Annotated in this window: 21 protein-coding genes and 1 pseudogene; 13 read left to right on the plus strand and 9 right to left on the minus strand. The window is 72.1% G+C overall.

Annotated features, from left to right (window positions below; genetic code table 11):
• The first annotated feature begins 16 nt into the window (after positions 1 to 16).
• From rhaS to KUM44_RS43195, 6 genes are all read left to right on the plus strand, one after another.
• Complete coding sequence (rhaS, locus tag KUM44_RS43170; protein WP_217215228.1) at positions 17 to 1099, plus strand: rhamnose ABC transporter substrate-binding protein; 1083 nt, start codon at positions 17 to 19, stop codon at positions 1097 to 1099.
• A gap of 17 nt (positions 1100 to 1116) precedes the next feature.
• Complete coding sequence (locus KUM44_RS43175) at positions 1117 to 1437, plus strand: L-rhamnose mutarotase (RefSeq protein WP_217215229.1); 321 nt, start codon at positions 1117 to 1119, stop codon at positions 1435 to 1437.
• A gap of 49 nt (positions 1438 to 1486) precedes the next feature.
• Positions 1487 to 2917, plus strand: a complete 1431-nt coding sequence (locus tag KUM44_RS43180; protein WP_217215230.1) for a BNR repeat-containing protein — start codon at positions 1487 to 1489, stop codon at positions 2915 to 2917.
• Positions 2918 to 2991: 74 nt separating this feature from the next.
• The gene (locus KUM44_RS43185) at positions 2992 to 4017 is read left to right on the plus strand and encodes a LacI family DNA-binding transcriptional regulator (RefSeq protein WP_217215231.1); all 1026 of its coding nucleotides are present in this window, start codon (positions 2992 to 2994) and stop codon (positions 4015 to 4017) included.
• A gap of 101 nt (positions 4018 to 4118) precedes the next feature.
• Entirely contained in the window at positions 4119 to 5420 is a 1302-nt protein-coding gene (locus KUM44_RS43190) for an alpha/beta fold hydrolase (RefSeq protein ID WP_217215232.1), read from the plus strand.
• Between the two features lie 28 nt (positions 5421 to 5448).
• Entirely contained in the window at positions 5449 to 6192 is a 744-nt protein-coding gene (locus KUM44_RS43195; protein WP_217215233.1) for a PIG-L deacetylase family protein, read from the plus strand.
• Here KUM44_RS43195 and KUM44_RS47890 read toward each other — a convergent pair.
• Complete coding sequence (locus KUM44_RS47890; protein ID WP_217215234.1) at positions 6182 to 6400, minus strand: hypothetical protein; 219 nt, start codon at positions 6398 to 6400, stop codon at positions 6182 to 6184. The two genes, KUM44_RS43195 and KUM44_RS47890, sit on opposite strands and share 11 nt — an antisense overlap.
• A 21-nt stretch (positions 6401 to 6421) precedes the next feature.
• On the opposite strand from KUM44_RS47890, the gene KUM44_RS43205 reads away from it, so the two are divergent.
• Positions 6422 to 7252, plus strand: coding sequence for a pentapeptide repeat-containing protein (locus KUM44_RS43205; RefSeq protein ID WP_254390967.1), 831 nt, complete (start codon positions 6422 to 6424; stop codon positions 7250 to 7252).
• Here KUM44_RS43205 and KUM44_RS43210 read toward each other — a convergent pair.
• Positions 7214 to 8743, minus strand: coding sequence for a cytochrome P450 (locus tag KUM44_RS43210; protein WP_217215236.1), 1530 nt, complete (start codon positions 8741 to 8743; stop codon positions 7214 to 7216). The two genes, KUM44_RS43205 and KUM44_RS43210, sit on opposite strands and share 39 nt — an antisense overlap.
• Before the next feature lie 108 nt (positions 8744 to 8851).
• Here KUM44_RS43210 and KUM44_RS43215 point away from each other — a divergent pair, with 108 nt between their 5' ends.
• Positions 8852 to 9460, plus strand: a complete 609-nt coding sequence (locus KUM44_RS43215; RefSeq protein WP_217215237.1) for a TetR/AcrR family transcriptional regulator — start codon at positions 8852 to 8854, stop codon at positions 9458 to 9460.
• A 95-nt stretch (positions 9461 to 9555) separates the two neighbouring features.
• Entirely contained in the window at positions 9556 to 10281 is a 726-nt protein-coding gene (locus tag KUM44_RS43220; protein WP_217215238.1) for a DUF2470 domain-containing protein, read from the plus strand.
• Here KUM44_RS43220 and KUM44_RS43225 read toward each other — a convergent pair.
• The 3 genes from KUM44_RS43225 to KUM44_RS43235 all read right to left on the minus strand — a co-directional run bounded on the left by KUM44_RS43225 (position 10249) and on the right by KUM44_RS43235 (position 13987).
• Positions 10249 to 11469 carry a lactonase family protein gene (locus KUM44_RS43225; protein ID WP_217215239.1) on the minus strand — a complete coding sequence of 407 codons (1221 nt, stop codon included), beginning with the start codon at positions 11467 to 11469 and terminating at the stop codon, positions 10249 to 10251. The two genes, KUM44_RS43220 and KUM44_RS43225, sit on opposite strands and share 33 nt — an antisense overlap.
• A 162-nt stretch (positions 11470 to 11631) precedes the next feature.
• Positions 11632 to 12690 (minus strand): hypothetical protein, encoded by a 1059-nt coding sequence (locus KUM44_RS43230; RefSeq protein ID WP_217215240.1) that lies wholly within the window; start codon positions 12688 to 12690, stop codon positions 11632 to 11634.
• 46 nt (positions 12691 to 12736) lie between these two features.
• Complete coding sequence (locus KUM44_RS43235) at positions 12737 to 13987, minus strand: aromatic acid exporter family protein (RefSeq protein ID WP_217215241.1); 1251 nt, start codon at positions 13985 to 13987, stop codon at positions 12737 to 12739.
• Between the two features lie 434 nt (positions 13988 to 14421).
• Between KUM44_RS43235 and KUM44_RS47060 the strand changes: the two genes are divergently transcribed.
• The 4 genes and pseudogenes from KUM44_RS47060 to KUM44_RS43250 all read left to right on the plus strand — a co-directional run bounded on the left by KUM44_RS47060 (position 14422) and on the right by KUM44_RS43250 (position 16482).
• Entirely contained in the window at positions 14422 to 14550 is a 129-nt protein-coding gene (locus KUM44_RS47060; protein WP_302186128.1) for a hypothetical protein, read from the plus strand.
• Between the two features lie 35 nt (positions 14551 to 14585).
• Entirely contained in the window at positions 14586 to 15548 is a 963-nt protein-coding gene (locus KUM44_RS43240) for a phosphotransferase family protein (protein ID WP_217215242.1), read from the plus strand.
• A gap of 69 nt (positions 15549 to 15617) precedes the next feature.
• Positions 15618 to 16093, plus strand: a pseudogene (locus tag KUM44_RS46575) (sugar kinase); the annotation flags it as partial.
• 149 nt (positions 16094 to 16242) lie between these two features.
• Positions 16243 to 16482, plus strand: a complete 240-nt coding sequence (locus KUM44_RS43250; protein WP_217215244.1) for a hypothetical protein — start codon at positions 16243 to 16245, stop codon at positions 16480 to 16482.
• A gap of 6 nt (positions 16483 to 16488) precedes the next feature.
• Here KUM44_RS43250 and KUM44_RS43255 read toward each other — a convergent pair whose 3' ends face one another.
• The 4 genes from KUM44_RS43255 to KUM44_RS43270 form a co-directional block, all read right to left on the minus strand.
• Positions 16489 to 17517, minus strand: a complete 1029-nt coding sequence (locus KUM44_RS43255) for an SDR family oxidoreductase (protein ID WP_217215245.1) — start codon at positions 17515 to 17517, stop codon at positions 16489 to 16491.
• A gap of 77 nt (positions 17518 to 17594) precedes the next feature.
• Positions 17595 to 18557, minus strand: coding sequence for an SDR family NAD(P)-dependent oxidoreductase (locus tag KUM44_RS43260; RefSeq protein ID WP_217215246.1), 963 nt, complete (start codon positions 18555 to 18557; stop codon positions 17595 to 17597).
• Positions 18558 to 18746: 189 nt separating this feature from the next.
• Positions 18747 to 19979 carry an aromatic acid exporter family protein gene (locus KUM44_RS43265; RefSeq protein ID WP_254390956.1) on the minus strand — a complete coding sequence of 411 codons (1233 nt, stop codon included), beginning with the start codon at positions 19977 to 19979 and terminating at the stop codon, positions 18747 to 18749.
• Positions 19976 to 20677, minus strand: coding sequence for an HAD family hydrolase (locus KUM44_RS43270; RefSeq protein ID WP_217215247.1), 702 nt, complete (start codon positions 20675 to 20677; stop codon positions 19976 to 19978). Before KUM44_RS43270 ends, KUM44_RS43265 begins: the two co-directional genes overlap by 4 nt.
• Positions 20678 to 20684 lie beyond the last annotated feature (7 nt).

Here is a 20684-nt window from a genome sequence, read left to right on the forward strand (position 1 = left end):
GTAAAAGGAACCCACCATGCGCAAGGCATCCGCCCGCCGTACCTGCGCGGCCCTCGCCGCCGTCACCTCGCTCGCCCTGGCCGTCACCGCCTGCGGTGGCACCACCAAGGAGGACGTCAAGAACGAGGGTGCCTCCGCCGCCACCGGCGGCAAGGCCGACCCGAATGCCGAGCTGAAGAAGGGCCTGACCGTCGGCTTCCTGCCCAAGCAGGTCAACAACCCGTACTTCACCTCCGCCGACAAGGGCGGCGAGGCGGCCCTGAAGGAGCTGGGGTCCAGCTACAAGGAGGTCGGCCCGTCCAGCGCGACCGACACCGCCGGCCAGGTGTCGTACGTCAACACGCTCACCCAGCAGCAGGTCGACGCGATGGCCGTCTCGGCGCAGGACCCGGGCGCGCTGTGCACCGCGCTGAAGCAGGCCATGAAGAACGGCATCAAGGTCGTCACCTACGACTCCGACACCACCGCCGACTGCCGCAACGCCTTCGTCTCGCAGGCCTCCGCCGAGGACCTCGGCCGCACCGAGGTGCAGCTGCTCGCCGAGCAGATCGGCTACAAGGGCGAGATCGCGATCCTGTCCGCCGCGCAGACCGCGACGAACCAGAACGTCTGGATCGACTACATGAAGAAGGAGCTGGAGGACCCCAAGTACAAGGACATCAAGCTCGTCAAGGTCGCCTACGGTGACGACGACGCCCAGAAGTCCTTCCAGCAGACCCAGGGCCTGCTCCAGGAGTACCCGAACCTGAAGGGGATCATCTCCCCGACCACCGTCGGCATCAAGGCGGCCGCCCAGTACCTGTCCGGCTCCAAGTACAAGGGCAAGGTCAAGCTGACCGGCCTCGGCACCCCCAACGACATGCGCAAGTACGTCAAGAACGGCACCGTCGAGGCGTTCGAGCTGTGGGACCCGTCGAAGCTGGGCGAGCTGGCCGCGCGTACCGCCGTCGCCCTGTCCTCCGGGCAGATCACCGGCAAGGAGGGCGAGACCTTCAAGGCCGGCGCCATGGGCGAGTACACCATCGGCAAGGACGGCGTGATCAGCCTCGGCAAGCCGACCGTCTTCGACGCCAAGAACATCGACCAGTTCAACTTCTAGGATCTGGAGGGTTGTTGATGCAACGCGTGTGCTTCCTGCTGAAAGTCCGTCAGGACCGCCTGGACGAGTACCGCGAGCGGCACGCCGCCGTGTGGCCGGAGATGCTCGAAGCGCTCTCCGCCACCGGCTGGCACAACTACTCCCTCTTCCTGCGGGAGGACGGCCTCCTGGTCGGCTACCTGGAGACCGAGGACTTCGCCGCCGCACAGGCCGGCATGGAGGCCGCCGAGGTCAACGCCCGCTGGCAGAAGGAGATGGCGCCGTTCTTCGAGTCGCTGGACGGCGCCCGACCCGACGAGGCCATGAAGCCGCTCACCGAAGTGTTCCACCTGGCCTGACCCCCGCGTTCCCGCTCCCCGCTCCTCGCCGACAATGGAGTCCCCTGAGATGAAGAGACGTACGCTGCTGGGCGCCGCCCTCGCTGGAGCCGTGATGACCCCCGCCCTCACCTCGGGCATCGCCCGAGCCGCCGACCCCGGGCCCTCGGTCACTCCGACCGGCACCACCACGCTGGACACCCAGGCCATCTTCTTCGTGTCGTACGACGGCCTGGTCAACAACAACTCCTTCCAGAAGAACGGCCTGCTGACCTACAAGGGCTACCAGTACGCCGTCTGGTACACCGCCGACCGCAACGCCGTCGTCGGCCGCCGCGCACTCGGCTCCAGCACCTGGTCCACGGTCAAGGTCGGCCACACCCTGCGCTACAACGACTCCCACAACGTCATCTCGATGGGGATCTCCAAGGTCGACGGCCGTCTCCACCTCAACATGGACTCGCACAGCGACGGGTTCACCTACGTCAAGTCGGTCGCCGGGCTCGTGGACAACCCGGCCGGCCTGAGCTGGACCACGAGCCGCTTCGGCGCACCCCAGTCGACCCTGGACGGCCTCGCGCTCACCTCGCAGTTCACCTACCCCCAGTTCGTCTCCACCCCCGACGGCAAGCTCCAGCTCGGCTACCGGGTCGCCATCTCCGGCAACGGCCGCAACGCCCTTGCCGAGTACGACGGTTCGACCTGGACCAACCTGGGGGAGTGGAGCAGCTCCACGGGCACCTACACCAGCGAGCACGGCTCCTCGACCGCCCGCAACATGTACCTGCACGGCATCGACTACGACAGGAACGGCCGGCTGCACTCGTTCTTCACCTGGCGTGAGCAGAACGGCGCCGTGATGTGCAACGGCGGCGGCATCACCAACCACGACACCGGCTACGTCTACTCCGACGACCGCGGCCGCACCTGGCGCAACGACGCGGGCGCCGTGGTCGGCACCACCGGCGGCTCCGACAAGGTCGCCGTCACCGACGGCGGCCTGGTGATCGACGCGCTCAACCCGGACCACTCCCTGATGAACCAGGAGAGCCAGTTCACCGACTCCGCCGGCCTGCCGCACGCGATCATCAGCTATGTTCCCGGCCGCTTCGGCCAGTGCACCACGAACTACGTCGCCGACCGCACCGCCAGCGGCCGCGCCTTCCATGTCCGCAAGAACTCCTCCGGCACCTGGCAGAAGACCGAGATCCCGGTCCCGCTGAACTCCAGCCAGCGCACCAAGCTGATCCTTGACAAATACGACAACGCGTATGCGATCTTCCCGTTCTGCCGGATAGCGGGCGCCTCCAAGGCCTCCGGATACACCGACTGGACGGTGCTGTACGACGGCGTCACCGCCGGACTCAACGCCTTCGGCGAGGTCGTGATCGACGAGAGCCGTGTCGCACAGGACAACTTCCTGTCGATCATGTACCAGGAGAAGTCCAGCGGTACGACGCCCTCGGCGCTGCGCAACGTCAACTTCCGCCTTCCTGTCTGACCACAGCCGTTGTGGGCGGCTTGACGGTAATGTGCCTTCCCGCCGCCCCTCGTCTCCCTGGAGGTCCCTGCCCGATGACCCAGTCGGTGGGTATCAAGGACGTCGCCCGCGCCGCCGGAGTCTCCGTCGGCACGGTCTCGAACGTCATCAACCGCCCGGACGCGGTCGCGACCGAGACCCGGGCGCGCGTGCAGTCCGCGATAGACCGGCTGGGCTATGTCCGCAGCGAGTCCGCGCGCCAACTGCGCGCGGGCCGCAGCAGGATCATGGGGCTGCTCGTTCTCGACATGGGCAACCCCTTCTTCGTCGACGTGGCGCGCGGGGCCGAGCGGACCGCGCGCGACGCCGGGCTCGGCGTGATGGTCTGCAACAGCGCACAGAGCGCGAGTGAGGAGGCCGACTATCTGTCGCTCTTCGCCGAGCAGCGGGTGCGGGGCGTCCTGCTGACCCCGGCCGACGCCACGGGCCGCAACATCGAAACGTTCCGGCGGCACCACATCCCCTTTGTCCTCGTCGACCGCGTCGCCGAGGGCACCACCGAGTGCTCGGTCTCCGTCGACGACGTCGCGGGCGGCGCGCTCGCCGTGCGCCACCTCGTCGACGCCGGCCACCGCTCCATCGCCTACGTCAGCGGCCCGCCCGGCCTGAACCAGGTCCGCGACCGTCGCACCGGCGCCCTGAACGCGCTGGAGGAGGCCGGCCTCGGTCCCGAGCACTTGCGTGAACTGCCCACCGAGCGGCTCGACGTCGCCGCCGGCCGCGACGCCGGCGCGCGCCTGCTCGGCCTCGCGGACCGCCCCACCGCCGTCTTCTGCGCCAACGACCTGCTCGCCCTCGGCGTCCTCCAGGCCATGTACGCGGCCGGCATCAAGGTCCCCGACGACCTCGCGATCGTCGGCTACGACGACATCGAGTTCGCGGCCGCCGCTGCCGTCCCCCTCACCTCCGTACGGCAGCCGGCCGTCACCATGGGCACCCTCGCCGCGGAGATGCTGCTGGAGGAGACGGAGGAGGAGGCCGGAGGGAAGAAGCACGAGCACCGCAGGGTCGTCCTTCAGCCGGAGCTCGTGGTACGGCGGTCCAGCCTCGCCGCCCGCTGATCGACCGTTCAGTACGATTTCATGATCCTGGGGGTCGGTCGACGGACGAACATGTGCTGAACTGGGACGCGGCCCGAAAACCCTCCGTCCCGGGAGCCCTGTTGACCGTCAGCTACCGCCAGCCCGGCGTCGTCCTCACCGACCGCCACTTCATCGTGCCCCTCGACCACGACGCCCCGAAGGGCGAGACGATCGAGCTCTACGCCCGTGAGGTCGTCGCCACCGACAAGGCGCACCAGGACCTGCCGTGGCTGGTCTACCTCCAGGGCGGCCCCGGCTTCGGGGCGAACCGCTTCGTCGGCAAGGGCGCCTGGCTCGGCCGCGCGCTGAAGGAATACCGCGTCCTGCTCCTCGACCAGCGCGGCACCGGCCACTCGACCCCCGCCAACCGCCAGACGCTCCCGCTGCGCGGGGGCCCCGCCGAACAGGCCGACTACCTCACGCACTTCCGCGCCGACTCGATCGTCCGCGACTGCGAGGCGATCCGCGCGGACGTGACCGGCGGCGCCCCCTGGACCGTCCTCGGCCAGAGCTTCGGCGGCTTCTGCACCGTCAACTACCTCTCCAGCGCCCCCGAAGGCCTGACCGCAGCCGTCATCACCGGTGGCCTGCCCTCCCTCGACGCCCACGCCGACGACGTCTACCGCGCGGCCTACCCGCGCATCGAGAGCAAGGTCGCCGCGCACTACGCCCGCTACCCGCAGGACGTCGAGCGCGCCCGCCGTATCGCCGACCACCTCCTCGCGCACGACGTGGTCCTGCCGAACGGCTACCGCCTCACCGCCGAGGCCTTCCAGTCCCTAGGTATCGTCCTCGGCGGCAGCGAGGGCAGCCACCGTCTGCACTACCTGCTGGAGGACGCCTTCGTGCGCACCCCGCACGGCCCGGCCCTCTCGGACGCCTTCCAGGAGGAGGTCCAGGGCCTGCTGTCGTACGCGAGCCACCCGCTGTACGCCCTCGTCCACGAGGCGATCTACGGCCAGGACACCCGCCCCACCGCCTGGTCCGCCGAGCGCGTGCGCGCCGAGTTCCCGCAGTTCGACGCGGCCAAGGCCCTCGCCGGCGACGGGCCGCTGCTGTTCACCGGCGAGACCATCCACCCCTGGATGTTCGACTGCGACCCGGCGCTGCGCCCCCTGCGCGAGACCGCCGAACTCCTCGCCGCCCGCACCGACTGGACACCCCTGTACGACCCGGCACGCCTCGCCGCCAACGAGGTGCCGGTCGCGGCGGCCGTCTACCACGACGACATGTACGTCGACACCGCCCACTCCCTCGCCACCGCCCGTACGATCCGGGGCCTGCGCACCTGGGTCACCGACGAGTTCGAGCACGACGGCGTACGGGCCGGTGGCCCCCGTGTCCTGGACCGGCTGCTCGCCCTCACCCGTGACGAAGCGTGATGTCAGTGTGACCGGTTAGTGTGCGGGCATGACCGAGCCGACGATCACTCAGCTGAAGCCCATGCCGGACGACTGGCGGCGCGCGCTCGCCGTCGTCGCCCACCCGGACGACCTCGAGTACGGCTGCTCGGCGGCGATCGCCGCCTGGACCGACGCCGGTCGCGAGGTCACCTATGTCCTCGCGACCCGCGGCGAGGCCGGGATAGACACTCTGGAACCCGCGAAGTGCGGCCCGCTGCGGGAACGCGAGCAGCGGGCCGGCGCCGCCGTGGTGGGCGTGTCGGCGGTGGAGTTCCTCGACCACCAGGACGGGGTGATCGAGTACGGCACCGCCCTGCGCCGCGACATCGCCGCCGCGATCCGTCGGCACCGGCCCGAGCTGGTGATCACGCTCAACCACCGGGACACCTGGGGCGGCGTCGCCTGGAACACCCCCGACCATGTGGCCGTCGGCCGCGCCACGCTGGACGCGGCCGGCGACGCGGGCAACCGCTGGATCTTCCCGGAGCTGGCAGCACAGGGCCTGGAGCCGTGGAACGGCGTCCGCTGGGTCGCGGTGGCCGGCTCCAGCACACCCACGCACGCGGTGGACGCGACGACCGGTCTGGAGCGCGGGGTGCGCTCGCTGCTCGAACACCGCACTTACATCAAGGCGTTGACGGACGAGGACCCGGAGACATACGCCCGCGGCTTCCTCACCGCGAACGCCGAGGCGACGGGGGAGCGGTTCGGCGGGAAGCCGGCCGTGGCGTTCGAACTGTTCAGCCGGTGAACGACACGGACCTGCCGGCGGACCGCTTCGAGAAGCACCGCGGCCGAAGCTGAGCCGCAGCGACGCTGGACCTGCTGCGCTCGCGCACACGCCGCCACGAGGCGCCGCTGGACGACACCTTCGTCCCGGACCCCGTGATCAGACCGCTGTCGACGATCGCCCCGAGCAGGAAGTGCTCCAGGCCGCCAGGACACTCATCGGTGCTCATCTGTTCCGTATGCTGAACGGTATGCAAGATCAGATGTTCGACCGGGCCGACCTGCGCGGCGACTGCGCCAGCTGCTTCGGGCTGTGCTGTGTGGCCCTGCCCTTCGCCGCCTCCGCCGACTTCGCGGTGGACAAGGCGGCCGGGAAGCCCTGCCACAACCTGCGCGACGACCACCGGTGCGGCATCCACGACCGGCTCCGGCAGACCGGCTTCACCGGCTGCACCGTCTACGACTGCTTCGGCGCCGGCCAGAAGGTCGCGCAGGTCACCTTCGGCGGCCAGGACTGGCGCACGGGCTCCCGGGAGCACGCCCGGCAGATGTTCGACGTCTTCCCCGTCGTCCGCCAGCTCCACGAACTGCTCTGGTACCTCAGCGAGGCGCTCACCCTGCCCGCCGCCCGTCCCCTGAAGGCCGACCTGCGTCAGATCCTGGACCGCACCGAGGAACTCACCCGCCAGAGCCCGGACGAGCTCGCGGTGCTGGACGTGGCCGCGCACCGCCAGGACGTCAACGTCCTCCTGCTCAAGGCCAGCGAACTGGCCCGGGCCGGGTTCGGCGGCCGCAAGAAGAACCGCCGGGGCGCGGACCTGATGGGCGCCCGGCTGCGGGGCGCCGACCTGCGCGGCGCGAACCTGCGCGGCGCCTACCTCATCGCCGCCGACCTCACCGGGGCCGACCTGCGCGGCGCGGATCTCATCGGTGCCGACCTGCGCGACGCCGACCTCAAGGACGCCGACCTGACCGGCGCCTTCTTTCTGACCCAGCCCCAGCTGAACGCCGCCCGCGGCAGCGCGGGCACCCGGCTGCCCGCCTCAGTCGGCCGCCCGGTGCACTGGACAGCGGACGTCTGACGCCGCCCCCTCGACCGTCTCGGACGAGGTGTCGCCGGGCGCCGTCCGCGCGGCGCCGGGCGACCGCCGCTCCAGACGCAGCCGCAACCCCTCCGGCATCAGCGTCAGGCGCTCCGTCACCCGCAGCCGATAGTCCGGGTCGCTCCCGAACTCGTACCGGCGCAGCAGCAGGCCCAGCACCAGCGTGGCCTCGTGCAGCGCGAACTGGCGCCCGATGCAGGCCCGTCCCCCCGTCCCGAACGGCTTGAAGGTGTGCGGCGGACGCGTCCGTACCGCCTGCGGGTCGAAGCGGTCCGGATCGAACCGCTCGGCGTCCGCGCCCCACACCTCGGGATCACGGTGCAGCATCGCCGTGAGGACCAGCGCCCAGGCGCCCCGCCGCATCGGATGGTCCCCGCCGAGCACGGTGTCCTTGCGTGCCTCCCGGGCGAAGGCCGGCGCCGTCGGCCACAGCCGTAGCGACTCGTCGAGGATCCGGCGCACATACCGCAGCCGCGCCACCTGGTCGTAGCCGGGCGTCGCGGTGGCGCCCCAGACACGGTCGACCTCGGCACGGGCGCGCTCGGCGACCTCGGGGTGCCGGGAGAGATAGTGCAGGGCGAAGGAGAGCGCGCCCGAGGTGGTCTCGTGGCCGGCCACCAGGAAGGTGATCACCTGCCGGCGGACGTTCTCGGGGGAGAGGCGCTCGCCGGTCTCCGGGTGTGCCGTCTCCAGCATCCGGCCGAGCAGGTCCCCGTCCCCGCCGCCGCTCGCCGTACGGGCGCGGACCAGGTCGTCCACCGTGCTGTTGAGACGGGCGATGTCGTCCTGGTTGCGCCGCGCGGCGCGGCGGAGCAGGAACGGCGTCGGCACGGTGTTGAGGCGCTGGGCGTAGGTGAGCGTGCCGACCATCGCCGTCACGAAGGGATGCGGACGCGACCGTTCGAAGGAACCGAAGTCGTGGCCGAACCCGGTGCGCGCGATGGTCTCCAGGGTCAGCTTGGTCATGTCACCCGGCACGTCCACCGCCCGGCCCGTCACCACCGCGCGGTCCCAGTGGTCCATCAGCCGCTCGGCCACGGCCAGCATCATCGGGTGGTAGCCCGCCATGGCCTCCCGGCTGAAGCCCGGCGCCAGCACGTCGTGCGCCAACTGCCAGTTCGGCTCGTGGTTGTACGCCGTGAACAGTCCGTCCCCGACCACGGGCCGCAGATTGGCTATGCCGAGGCCCACGTGCTTGGCGAACCGCGCCTCGTCCGCCATGTCGGCGGCGAGTGCGGCGCCCCACACGAACACGAACTCCCGGTTGAGGGCCCTGCGCCGGAAGATCGGCCCCAACTGCCGGGCGTACCGCAGGGAGTCCTGCAACGGGGTACGCCTGCTGGCGCCGAGCACATCGCCGAGCAGCGGGAGCCGGCGCGGGGGGTGCGGGATGCGGGTCAGCTCCGGCCAGCCCTGCTCGGCGCTGCGGAACCCCTTCGGAAGCCCGGATCCGGTCGTTGCCTCCGCCATGACGCGATCTCCCTTGATCCAGCGGCACGTTGAGCTCGTTGTACGTGAGTTCAATAACGCGTTTCAGTCTGGTCCCGCTGTTGAATCCACGTCAAGTAAAGTGCGGGCATGGCCGCGGACCAGGGTGAGCGCACACGTCGCCGGCTCAGCACCGAGGAGCGCCGCGAGCAGCTCCTCGCGGTCGGGGCGCGGCTGTTCTCGGAGAGTCCGTACGACGAGGTGTGGATCGAGCAGGTCGCCGAGATCGCCGGCGTCTCACGCGGGCTGCTCTACCACTACTTCCCCACCAAGCGGGACTTCTTCACGGCGGTCGTCGAGCGGGAGAGCCAGCGCATGCTGCGGATGACGGCGGCCGTGCCCGGCATCCCGGTCCGCGAACAGCTGACCGCGGGGCTCGACACCTATCTGGAGTACGTCGAGGCCCACGCCCACGGCTACCGCGCCTTCCACCGTGCCGACGCGGCCGGTGACCAGGCCGTGCGCAAGGTCTACCAACAGGCCCTGGCCGCACAGGAGAAGCAGATCCTCGCGGCGATGGCGGCGGACCCCGAGTTCGGCCCGGCCTTCGAGGGGCAGCCCGATGTCCGGCTCGCCGTACGGGGCTGGCTGGCGTTCACCACGGCCGTCTGCCTGGAGTGGCTGCGCGGCTCGGACCTGGCCCGGGATCAGGTGCGCGACCTGTGCGCCCGTGCCCTGCTGGGTGTCATCACCCCCTGAGCTCCCGCAAAGAGATCGCGCGGTATCGCCGTGGCCGGTTGGCGTGCGGCTGGATCTTCGGTAGGTTAGGCAAGGCTTACCTAAGGAGGAACGGGATGGGTGACAGCCAAGCCTGGACGGCGGCACCTTCCGCGGCGGAACAGGCCCGGTCGGTGCTCGCCGGCGCGTGGTCCTGCGGGGTGACCGCGGAGAACTGCCGGGAGGAACTCGTCGGCGCGCACACGGTGACCGAGGACGGCGCCGTCCTGCTGGACGTGCCGGAGGACAGCGTCCTCGTCACGGCGGCGATCTGCGCGCCCCGCGGAGAGCCGTCCGCCGTCCTGGAGTTCGCCGACGTCGCCCCCGTGCCGGTGCGCAAGCGGATCCGCGCACGGCTCTGGATGTCCGGCTGGTTCACCCCCGCGGACGGCGGACTCGCCTTCCAGGCGACCCGCGTGGTGCTGCGCCGACCGTCCGGAGCCGTGGTCGTCGGCCTCGACGAGTTCGCCGCCGCCGCGCCCGACCCGCTGACCACCGCAGAGGCCCGGTTGCTCACCCACCTCGCCGACTGCCATCCGGACGCCGTCGAGCGGCTCACCCGCCTCGTCGACTCCGACAGCCTGCACGGCGCCGTCCGCGTCCAGCCCCTCGCCGTCGACCGGCACGGACTGACGCTGCGCATCGAGCGCGCCCGCTCCGACGGCGACGTACGACTGCCGTTCCACCGGCCCGCCGACGACGTCGCGCAGCTCACCGAACGCATGCACGTCCTGCTCGCCCAGGCCAGCGCCGCCTCCTGCCCGCGCGCCCTACAGCGGCAGCGCACAGACGGCGACGGGTGACGCGAACGGCTCGCCGGCGAGCCGCAGTTCACCGCTCTCCTCGTCGACGAGGAAGACGCTCACGGTGCTCGACCTCTGGTTCGCGGCGAACAGCAGCGCGCCGTCCGGGGAGAGGGCGATCTGCCGGGGGAAGTCCCCGGACACCGGCACCGTGCCGAGCAGTCGGAGCCGGGCGCCCTTCGCCTCCACCGCGTAGCGCGCGAGGCTGTTGTGACCCCGGTTGGCGAGATAGGCGTAACGGCCGTTCGGCGTCACCACGATCTGCGCCGGGTAGCTGGTGCCGGAACCCGTCCCCGTCTCCTGCTCCTCGCCGATGGTCACCCGGCCCGTACCGGGGTCGTATGTGCAGACAGCGACGGTGTTGTCCACCTCGTTGGCCAGATACGCGTACCGGCCGCCCGGGTGGAAGGTGAGATGACGCGGGCCCGCCCCCGGCTTCGTCTGCGCTCGCGCGACCTCGGAGAGCGTGCCGGCCTTCTGGTCGAGGCGGTACGTGTACACCGTGTCCGTGCCCAGGTCCACCGCGAGCACATGGCCGCCGTCGGGGCTGGTGATGATCTGGTGGGCGTGCGGGCCGTCCTGGCCGGGACCGGGCGGCGGGCTGGAGTGCGTCACCAGGTCGGTGCGCTCGCCGAGCGCGCCGGATGCGTCGATCGGGTGCACGGCCACGCTGCCCGTGCCGTAGTCGGCGCTCAGCAGCCAGCGCCCGCCCGGATGCACCGACAGATGGCAGGGCGCCGCCCCGCCGGTGCTCCGGCTCCCCAGGACCTTGCGGTCGGCGAGACGCACCGCGGTCACGGCACCGTCCTCCCGCTCGTTGACCGCGTACAGCGTCCGGCCGCCCGGATGCAGTGCCAGATACGACGGGTCGGCGACGTCCGTGATCGTGCCGGTGCCGGTGATGCGACCCGTGCCCGGGTCGTACGTGGCGAGCCCGATGCCCTTGCCGCCGCCCTCGACGGAGGTGTACGTGCCGAGGTAGAGGGGGCGCGGGCCGGACGGGGCACGGCTCTCGGTCTGGGCACTCGGACGCGTCCCGGGCGTGGTCGCCTCGGGGGCCGCCGTGCCGGCCGTGTCCTCCGGCGCAGGCGCGTCGTCGCACGCCGTGGCCGCGGGGAGGGCCACTCCCGCGGCCGATCCCGCGAGCGTGCCGACGAAACGGCGCCTGCTCAGCCCACCACTGCCCATGTCCACACCTCAGGTCGTCGGTCGTCGTGGTCGCGACAGCAACCTTGGCGTGGAGCACCCGTCGAGCGCAAGAAAAGCAACGCGCGTTGCGCAATATGCAATGCGACGGCGGGCTCGGGCTCCTCGGTCTCTTTGTGCCGGGCCCTGAGCGCCTCGCGCCGCCTACCAGTCCCCGTCCTGCACCGGCTTGCCCGGCGCGTCCTTCAGTGGCTTCACCTGGCCCGGCGTCGGCGCCTGCCAGGGCTCGTGGTCGTCGCCGAGCCAGTCACCGACCGGCTTCACCGCCTCCAGCGTCTCCGTGGGCGCGAGATCCTCGGCGTCCTGGTCGTAGTAGTCGAACCAGGGCAGCCCCGCCCGGGTGTACGCGGCCCGGTCCACCGGCGACGGCGGGGGAGCCTCACCGGTGATACGGCGCCACTCCGGAGGCGTCACCAGATGGACGAAGACCCGGCCGGCGGGGGCCTCGGACCAGTCCGACAGCGGTCGGTCGTCCTCGTAGACCTCCTGGCGCATCGAACCGCCCACGCCCAGGCCCATCGCCGCGGCCGCGCGGCGTACGCCGCGCGCCGGAGCGGCGGCGGGCGCCGGGACCGCGCCCGGGGCGGGCGGCGCGGCCATGGGCATGGCCGCGCCGTAGCCGCCGTACTGCGGCATCGCCCGCGCCTGCTCCGTCCGGCGCCGCTCCTCCTCGCGCCACCGCTCCAGCAGCGGCTCCCGCAGCGCGAAGGACTGGAGCTGTACGCCGCCCCAGACCTCCTCGCCGGTGACCTGACCCTCGACGGTCGCGCCCAGCCCGAGCGGCACCGCGACGAACTGGCGGACCGTGCCCTTCCCGGAGTTGATGCCGTCCAGCCAGGGCTGCCGGGGCAGTACGAGGTAGTTCTGCGGCTTGCGGGCGAGCCGGTCGCTCCACGGCTTTCCCGACACCGCGCACACCTTGCCCACGCCGACCTGCAAGGCGGCCGGCTCGGTCGTGCCGCCGAAGCTGAGCCACATCGCCTCGCGCAGGTAGACCGGCAGCATCACACCGCCGCGCGCCCGCCACGTCTCGGGAACCGTGTCCGCGTAGTCCGCCACCCGTCGGACCGGGAACTCGCCGAGCCCCGGCGGCAGCGGATGCGTGCCCTTCTCGGGCAGCCGCAGCGTGCGGATGAACCGCACCGCCACGCCGCCCGGCAGCCGTAGTGTGTTCCCGTCGATCCGCACGGCGGACTCGCCCATCGGCCGTCTCCCCAAGGCCCGTCGCCGGCCTCGTCCCGGCGCTCCCTCACGAAGAACGTCCGCCGATCCCCGTACGGTTCCACAACTGCTCCTGAACACCCATGCGCTCGCGCAGCCGATTCAGGCGCGGCATGCGGGCCCGCTGTTCCTGCGAGACGCGGTCCAGTTCCTCCAGCAGCCGGCGCGAGCGGTGCTCGGTGTCCATCTCGTCGAGGATGCGGTTGACCTCCGTGAGCACGGCGCCGAGCAGCTGCCAGTGCCGCTCCTCGCGCTCGGCCTCCTCGCGCAGCAGCAGGGCGAGCTTGTCGCGGGTGCCCCCCGCGGTGCGCAGCTCGGCGGCAAGCCGGGACTCCGCCGCGTCGGCGTTGCTGCTGACATGCGTGGTGACCAGCACCGAGAAACTGACCACCGCGTCGGCGATCTCGGACAGCAACTGCTCCAGGACCGCGCCCGTCTCCTTCGCGAACAGCGGCTCGGGTTCACGTTCCTTCGCGAGGTCGGTCAGGGTGCGCGCGAGCACCCGCAGGACGACCGTGCAGATCTCCAGCGTGTCCAGCCCGGTGCGCAGCACCACGCGGTGCAGCAGGCTGTCCCGCACGCGCGGATTGAGCCGCAGGCTGTCCTCGGCCTGCCGGAGCGCCGCGTCCACCTCGACGATGTCGTGGTCGAGCCGGCGCGCCTCGTGCAGCCGGGCCGCGGCCTGCTCGAACGGGGTGTGGCCGGCGGCCTCCTCGCCGATGCGCAGCATCAACTGCCGCAGCCGGCGGGCCAGTCCCTCCAGCGACTCACCGGCCTCCTCCACCCACACCGGCGGCGCGAGCAGCAGATTGAAGCCGAGCCCGACCACCGCGCCGATCAGGGTCTCCACGACCCGCGCCCACGCGGTGTCGCCGACGGTCGTGACCCCGAGGACCAGCATCGCGCTGATCGCCACTTCGGGCACGTACTCGTTCACGCGCACCAGATGACCGACCGCCAGCGAAGCCACGATCAGCAGGGCGAGGCTCCACCAGGTCAGGCCGACCAGGAGGCTGAAGGCGATGGCCACCAGGACGCCGGCCACCACGGAGTTCACGCGGCGGATGCCATTGGTGAGCGTGGCGTAGAAGGTGACCTGGACGACCAGCAGTGCGGTCAGGGGTGCCGTCAGCGGTGCGGCCTCGGGGCTCAGGCGCAGCGCGATGACGTAGGCGATCGTCGCCGCTGCCGCCGAACGCAGCGTCTGGACCACCACGGGGTCCCGGCGCAGCTTCGCCAGCCGCTCCCGGGCCGGCGTCCCCTCGCGTGCCTCTCGCATCCTCGGGCTGCTCCCCTTCCATCCACAGGATGCTTCCCACACCCTGCTTGCGGAACGTAACGGTCCGCAAGGACCCCCAGAGTGATCGCAGCGGCCGTGCTACGGCAAGGGGCCGGGCTGGTGATCGTCGACACCCGCAGGACGCCGGGCCGGGCGCCCGAGCGTGCCCGGGGCCGAGGAAAACCCCCCGCCGCCACCCCGTGGTTGTGCGCACCCGGGGACGGAGGGCCACCGGATGGCCCCCACCGGCCCGGGGCCAAGCAATGGATCATGAATCGGTGTCTCACCGGATCAGTGCTGACCCTGTTCATCATCCTCGCCGTCCTGACGACCGGCATCCCGGCCACGGCGGCACCGCCCGCCCCCACTCGTCGAGGCGCTCGACCGCGCCGCCCACCCGCTGCGGACCGTCGAACCGGGCGGTGCCGCCGGGTGTGAGGGAGGCGTTCCGTACGCTGTACCGGGAGCACAGGCCGGGCGCCGACGACGCGGCCGCCGGGCTGTGGCTCGACGCACTGATCGCGGACGGCCGCTACGCCGAGGAAGTGTACGCGGCCGGCTGAGCGACGGGACATCGAAGGGGCGGGGTGGGCGCACGGTGGTGGACTCCTGGGAGCGAGCCCGGCAGGTCCTGGACGCGGCGGGCATATCGCCTGAACACCTCGCCCACCTCCGCCCGCTGACGGGCGGCACCTACAACACGGTCGAGGAACTCCTGCTCACCGACGGCCGCCGCTACGTGCTGAAGGTGCCGCCTGCGCCCACCGCCCCCGGACTGCGCCACGAGAACCGGCTGCTGGTGTCCGAGGTGGAGTTCTACCGGGGCGCCGCCAAGGCGGACGTGCCCGCGCCGCGGGTGGTGGCCGACGGGGAGCTGCTGCTGATGACGGCCTGCCCCGGCGAACCCTGGAACGGCGAGCTCACCGACACCGAACGCACCGCCCTGCGCACGGAGTTGGGCCGCCAGGTCGCCCGTCTGCACCGGGTGACCGGACCGGCCTTCGGCTATCCCTCCGGTGCCCTCGGCCCGCTCGCCCCCGACTGGCGCACCGCCTTCACCGGGATGCTCGACGCCGTCCTCGACGACGCCCGCCGCTACCGGGCCGTGCTGCCCCGCCCCGCCGACGCCGTCGCCTCCACGCTCCGGGCCGGTGGCGACGCGCTCGACGAGGTCACCGTCCCGTGCCTGGTCCACTTCGACCTGTGGCCGGGCAACATCCTGGTGGACCGGGCCTCGAGCCAGGCCCGGATCGGCGGGCTCATCGACGGCGAGCGCATGTTCTGGGGCGACCCGCTCGCCGACTTCGTCTCCCTGGCGCTGCTCGGCGACATCAGGCAGGACGGCGCCTTCCTCGCCGGATACCGGGAGGCCGGAGGCCGGGCCGACTTCGATGCCCCGGCCCGCCTCCGCCTGGCCCTCTACCGCTCCTACCTCTACCTGATCATGCTCACGGAGACGGTCCCCCGGGCGGTCGACGCCGCCCAGCACCGCTGGGTCCAGGACGCGGTCGCCCCGGAGCTGGTGGCGGCACTGGCCGAGATCGAGGACCTGACCTCGTAGACCGTCTCGTGGTCCACGATGTGGAGCGTTCGAGCAGGTGGGGAACAGGGCCGGCCGGGAGGGAGCCGCATGGCGGGGCGGGGTGGGCGCACGGTACGGGACCTCAGGCGGGGCAACCGTACGGCCGTCCTGCAACGCCTCTACTTCGACGGCCCCCTCAGCCGCTTCGATCTCGGCCCGGCGGACTCAGCTCCGGTTCCATCAGCAACGTCGTCGCCGAGCTGATCGCCGACGGCCTGGTCGAGGAGGCCGGCAGCGTCGACTCCGACGGCGGCCGCCCCCGCATCCTGCTGCGCGTCACCCCCGGCAGCGGCCACATGATCGGCGTCGACGTGGGGGAGACCCGGGTGCGGATCGGGCTTCTCGACCTCACCCTCACCGAACTCGCCCGCGCGGAACGGCCGTTGACGCAAGCGCGGTACGACGTCGAGGGCATCGTCGGCCATGTGCGCGACGGCATCGCAGAGGTGCTCTCGGACGCCGGCATCGGACCCGAGCGGCTCCTCGGCGTCGGCATCGGCGTCCCCGGGATCGTCGAACACACGCGGCGGCCGACGCGCCGAACCGGCGTCCGAGGGGCCCGGGCCCGCCAGGGACACGGCTTCCGTGGAGCGCGTGCCGCACTGAGGTTTCGCCGGTCGTGCAGGCGGTACTCGCGGTGCCCTGACCTTGGACGACGCGCAGGAGGTGCACCATGGCCGACGACCGTCGCGAGGCGCCGGAACAGAACGGCGGGCTGGTTCCGCGAGATCTGCCGGACCAGCAGGCGAACGAGGGGGAGGACCCCTGGGAGGTACCGGTCGAGCCGGCGGACGAGTCCGGTGAGGGGGACGACGTCCCCGACACGGACGAGGCGGGAACGGGCCGACGGGGCGCGTCTCAGTCGGGCGCGGTCCATCCCGGACATCCGGCACCCGAGGAGCCGTCCGGCTGAGCCGGGTCAGCCGACCTTGCGGCCCCGCATCGGCTCCGTCGGCGCGCCCTCCCCGCGCTGGAGGCCCTGGAGGAACTCCTCCAGCACCTCGGTCGCCGTACGCTCCGGCCGCCAGCCCAGTTCCGTACGGGCCCTTGTGCAGTCCATCAGCGGCAGCCGCAGCACCGCGTCGAACAGGTGCGGGGAAGCGGGCAGCAGATGCAGCCCCCACGCGGCGGCGATCGCCGAGCGCGCTGCCGGGCGGGGCAGCCGGACCGGGCGGGCACCGAGCATCTCGCCCAGCAACCCCGCGTCGACCGCAGGCTCGGCCGCCAGGTTGAACGGGCCTCGGACATCGGACTTCACGGCGAGCTGATACGCCTTCGCCGCGTCGTCCGTGTGCAGGGCCTGTACCCGCAGGCCCGGAATGTCGGGCAGGACCGGCAGCAGCTCGGGCCGGGCCAGCGGCCCCGGCAGGAAGCGGCCCCCGAAGATGCGGCGCTGCTCGCTCGCTGACTCCCGCTTGAACAGGAACGCCGGCCGCATCCGCACCACCCGCACCCGGGGATGGGCACGGTCGAAGGTGTCCAGCGTGCGCTCCAGATAGGCCTTCTCCCGGCAGTAGGCGGCGTCGGGCCAGCCGTGCGTCGGCCATGACTCGTCCACGGCGTCGTCCTTCGGCCCCGGCGAGTACGCGCCGACCGACGACGCGTGCACCAGGGTCGGCACCTTGGCCGCGGCCACCGCCTCGAAGACCCGGATGCCGCCCAGCACGTTCGTCCGCCAGGTCCTCGCCGGATCGTGCGTCGGCTGGAACGCCCAGGCCAGATGGACGACGGCGTCGGCGCCCTCGAAGACGCCCGCCAGGTCGGCCTGCTCGGAGCCCAGGTCGACCGCCGTCCAGTCCGTCTTCGGCGGCGACCAGTCGGGGATCCGGCGGGCCAGCCCCAGCACGGAGCCGACGTCCGGATCCTCCGAGAGCAGCCGCACCACACTCGTACCGACATTGCCCGTGGCACCGGTGACCACGATCCTGCGGGCCGCTTCGCTGCTCACCTGCGGCTCCTTACGAAGAGTGGGGACGGGGAGCGTCCGAGTACCCCTTCGGGGTGCCGGCACGCTCCGGGCCCGCACTATGCGGCGAACGCGTTCACCCCGGTGAGCTCCGCCGACAGCGTCCACAGCCGCGCCGCCTGCTCCGGGTCCACCGCCCAGTCCTTCACTCCGGCGCGCTCGCCGTCGGCCGGAGCCGGCTCGGCGATGTCGCAGTCCTCCAAATAGACGCCGCCCATGCCGGTCAGCTGGGGTGAGGTCGCGGCCCACACCTGGGTCGCGGCGCCCTGCTCGGGCGTCTTGAAGCCGTCCTGCGGGATCGGGTTGCCGTCCTCGTCGATCCAGCCGTGGGCCACCATCTCCTCCTTGGGCAGATGCCGCTGGAGAGGGGTGAGGATGCCGCCGGGGTGGAGCGCGAAGGCCCGTACGCCACGGTCCGCGGCGAGCCGGTCGAGCTGGACGGCGAACAGGACGTTCGCGGTCTTCGCCTGGCCGTAGGCCTGCCACTTGTCGTAGCCCTGCCGCCAGTGCACGTCGTCCCAGCGGATGCCGGAGAAGTGGTGGCCGCGCGAGGACACGGACACCACCCGCGCGCCGCCGGGCTCGATCGCCGGCCACAGCCGGTTGACCAGGGCGAAGTGACCGAGGTGGTTGGTCGCGAACTGGGCCTCCCAGCCGGGCCCCACCCGGGTCTGGGGGCAGGCCATGATCCCGGCGTTGTCGATCACGATGTCGATCGTGCGCGCCGAGTCGAGGAACCGCTCGGCGAAGGAGCGCACGCTCTCCAGGTCCCCCAGGTCGAGCGCGTCCACCTCGACACCGTCCACGCCCTCGAGCGCTTCGCGCGCGGTGTCCGGCCGGCGTGCGGGTACGACGACCCGGGCGCCCGCCTTCGTGAGGGCACGCGTCGTCTCCAGGCCGAGCCCCGAGTAGCCGCCGGTGACGATCGCGAGCTTGCCGGAGAGGTCGATGCCGTGGAGGACGTCGTCGGCGGTGCTGTGGGCGCCGAACCCCGAGCCGATCTTGTGCTGTGCAGTGCTCATGTCCGGAACGCTACGAATTGGAGTGCTCTCGAAGTCAAGCCGACCCGGCAGGGTGCGCCCACACAGAAGAGAGCCCCGACCGGGACGGGGGAACCACGGTCGGGGCGGTCTGGGGTGCGCCTATATGTTGTTCAACGGGCAACCACCCTTGGGTGTTCCAAGGCGGGGTCTGATGTCAGGTGATCCGCATCACCCGCGCTGACCTGCCGAAACGGTCTCGCTCCACACGTTCTCGGCCTGAAGCAGCAGGGTCCCGAGCACCGTCGCCCGAGCCGCCCCCTGCCCGGCGTGCTCCCGCAGCCAGTCCTGGAGCTCCCGTTGCAGCCGCAGCATCGTGGCCTCGGCCCGCCCGTCCGGACCCGGGGCGTCCGCGCCGGCTCCCAGCAGACGGCTGCTCTCCACGTGGCATACGTCGCCGATCAGGTCCAGTAGCCCGGCGTACGCGTGCAGCGCCGGCCCGTCCGGCGGAAGCGGCGTGCGCTCTTCGTCGGACGCGACGGCCAGGGTCCGGGTCAGCGCCCTGATGTGCCCGGTGACGCGGCTCCAGCGTTCGTCCTCCTCCTCCGGCGGCGCCGGCGTCGGCGGGCGCCGCACCCGCAGCGGTCCCGCGGTCAGCCGCAGGCTCTCCCGGCTCCAGCCCCGCGCCGAGCGCAGCGTCTCCAGACGACGCTCGAGCCGTGCCGAGGCACTCGACCAGCCGGCCGCGCTCTGCGCGTTCCACTCGGTGTCCCGCAGATCGGCGGCCACGGTGTGCAGCAGGTCCCCCGCCTCCCGGGCCAGCGCCGCGAGGTTCTCCCGTACGTCCCGCAGATGGATCGGCGGCAGCACGAGCGCGTTCACGGCGACCCCGATCACCGCGCCGAGAGCGGCCTGCCCCACCCGGTGCCCGACGGCCGACGACCCGGCCGCGCCCGTGGCCAGGGTGAACAGCGCGGTCGTCGCGCCGAAGACGCCCTGGTCGCCGAAGCGCGACCAGTTGGCCAGCAGCATCAGCAGGGGGACCGACAGGGCCAGCGCGCCCAGGGTGCTCCCGGTGAGCGCCAGCGCGGCCGACGCGAGCACGGTTCCGGCACAGATCGCCGTGAACTGCTGCGCCGCCTGGAGCAGCGAGCTGTACACGGTGGCCTGCACCAGGATCAGCGCGACCCAGGACGCCATCAGGGCCATCGGATCGCCGAGCCACACGCTTCCCACGAGCCAGGCCAGCAGCGCCGCGGCCGCCGCCTTGAGCGACTGCACGACCAGGTCCCGCTCCCGGCCGGGCCCGGCCCAGGCCGCCCGCGCGGCCCTGCCGACGGAGTGCCCCTCCCGCCGCAGCGCGTTGATCACCCGGGCTCCCCCGTCGGCCCGCTGTCGTACCGATTCCGCCGCCCGGGTGCCCCGGCGCGCGGGCCGGCGCACCCCCTCCGTCGCACGCGTCATCCGTTGTGCGTGTGCGTGTGCGTGTCCGGGCCGCCCGGCACGTCGGCCAAGGGGCTGTCCGCCAGCGTCGCCAGCAGATGGGCCGGATCGTCGTAGACCGCCTGCGCGCCCGCGTCCAGCAGGTCGGCGCGGGGGATGCCGCCGCACAGGACGCCCACACAGCGCACCCCGGCCCGGGTGCCGGCCCGCATGTCCCACACGGTGTCGCCGATGAAGACCGCCCGCTCGGCGGGGGCCCCGGCCAGTTCCAGGGCGTGCTCGACGGGCTCCGGTGCGGGCTTGCCCTCCTCGACGTCGTCGGCGCTCGCGGTGGCGTCGATCGCGTCGTCGGCGGAGATCGCCCGGCGCAGCGCGGACAGCTCCGCGCCGCCGGCCGAGGTCGCGAGGACGACGCGCCAGCCCTCGCGGGCGAGCCGCCGCAGCAGCCGGTCCGCGTCCCGCAGCGGGGGCAGCCGGTCGAAGTACTGGCCGTACAGGGCCTTGTGCGCGGCGCTCAGCTCGGCGTCCCGGTCCGTGTCCCGGTCGTCGCCGAGGAGGTGGGCGATCAGATCGGTCGAGCCGAGTCCGACGGCCCGGTGGACGGCGTGCATGGGCACCCGGTGCCCGGCCTGGCGGAAGGCTTCCCACCAGGTCGTCACATGGAGGTGATTGGTGTCGACAAGGGTTCCGTCGACGTCGAACACCGCCGCCCGTTCCATGGACTGC

The sequence above is a fragment of the Streptomyces sp. AC550_RSS872 genome, from assembly GCF_019049285.1.
Classification (GTDB): domain Bacteria; phylum Actinomycetota; class Actinomycetes; order Streptomycetales; family Streptomycetaceae; genus Streptomyces.

Coding starts and splice junctions, on each gene's coding strand:
- rhaS (WP_217215228.1), top strand. CDS start 17: ATGCGCAAGGCATCCGCCCGCCGTACCTGCGCGGCCCTCGCCGCCGTC.
- KUM44_RS43175 (WP_217215229.1), top strand. CDS start 1,117: ATGCAACGCGTGTGCTTCCTGCTGAAAGTCCGTCAGGACCGCCTGGAC.
- KUM44_RS43180 (WP_217215230.1), top strand. CDS start 1,487: ATGAAGAGACGTACGCTGCTGGGCGCCGCCCTCGCTGGAGCCGTGATG.
- KUM44_RS43185 (WP_217215231.1), top strand. CDS start 2,992: ATGACCCAGTCGGTGGGTATCAAGGACGTCGCCCGCGCCGCCGGAGTC.
- KUM44_RS43195 (WP_217215233.1), top strand. CDS start 5,449: ATGACCGAGCCGACGATCACTCAGCTGAAGCCCATGCCGGACGACTGG.
- KUM44_RS47890 (WP_217215234.1), bottom strand. CDS start 6,400: ATGAGCACCGATGAGTGTCCTGGCGGCCTGGAGCACTTCCTGCTCGGG.
- KUM44_RS43205 (WP_254390967.1), top strand. CDS start 6,422: ATGCAAGATCAGATGTTCGACCGGGCCGACCTGCGCGGCGACTGCGCC.
- KUM44_RS43210 (WP_217215236.1), bottom strand. CDS start 8,743: ATGGCGGAGGCAACGACCGGATCCGGGCTTCCGAAGGGGTTCCGCAGC.
- KUM44_RS43215 (WP_217215237.1), top strand. CDS start 8,852: ATGGCCGCGGACCAGGGTGAGCGCACACGTCGCCGGCTCAGCACCGAG.
- KUM44_RS43220 (WP_217215238.1), top strand. CDS start 9,556: ATGGGTGACAGCCAAGCCTGGACGGCGGCACCTTCCGCGGCGGAACAG.
- KUM44_RS43225 (WP_217215239.1), bottom strand. CDS start 11,469: ATGGGCAGTGGTGGGCTGAGCAGGCGCCGTTTCGTCGGCACGCTCGCG.
- KUM44_RS43230 (WP_217215240.1), bottom strand. CDS start 12,690: ATGGGCGAGTCCGCCGTGCGGATCGACGGGAACACACTACGGCTGCCG.
- KUM44_RS43235 (WP_217215241.1), bottom strand. CDS start 13,987: ATGCGAGAGGCACGCGAGGGGACGCCGGCCCGGGAGCGGCTGGCGAAG.
- KUM44_RS43250 (WP_217215244.1), top strand. CDS start 16,243: ATGGCCGACGACCGTCGCGAGGCGCCGGAACAGAACGGCGGGCTGGTT.
- KUM44_RS43260 (WP_217215246.1), bottom strand. CDS start 18,557: ATGAGCACTGCACAGCACAAGATCGGCTCGGGGTTCGGCGCCCACAGC.
- KUM44_RS43265 (WP_254390956.1), bottom strand. CDS start 19,979: ATGACGCGTGCGACGGAGGGGGTGCGCCGGCCCGCGCGCCGGGGCACC.
- KUM44_RS43270 (WP_217215247.1), bottom strand. CDS start 20,677: ATGGAACGGGCGGCGGTGTTCGACGTCGACGGAACCCTTGTCGACACC.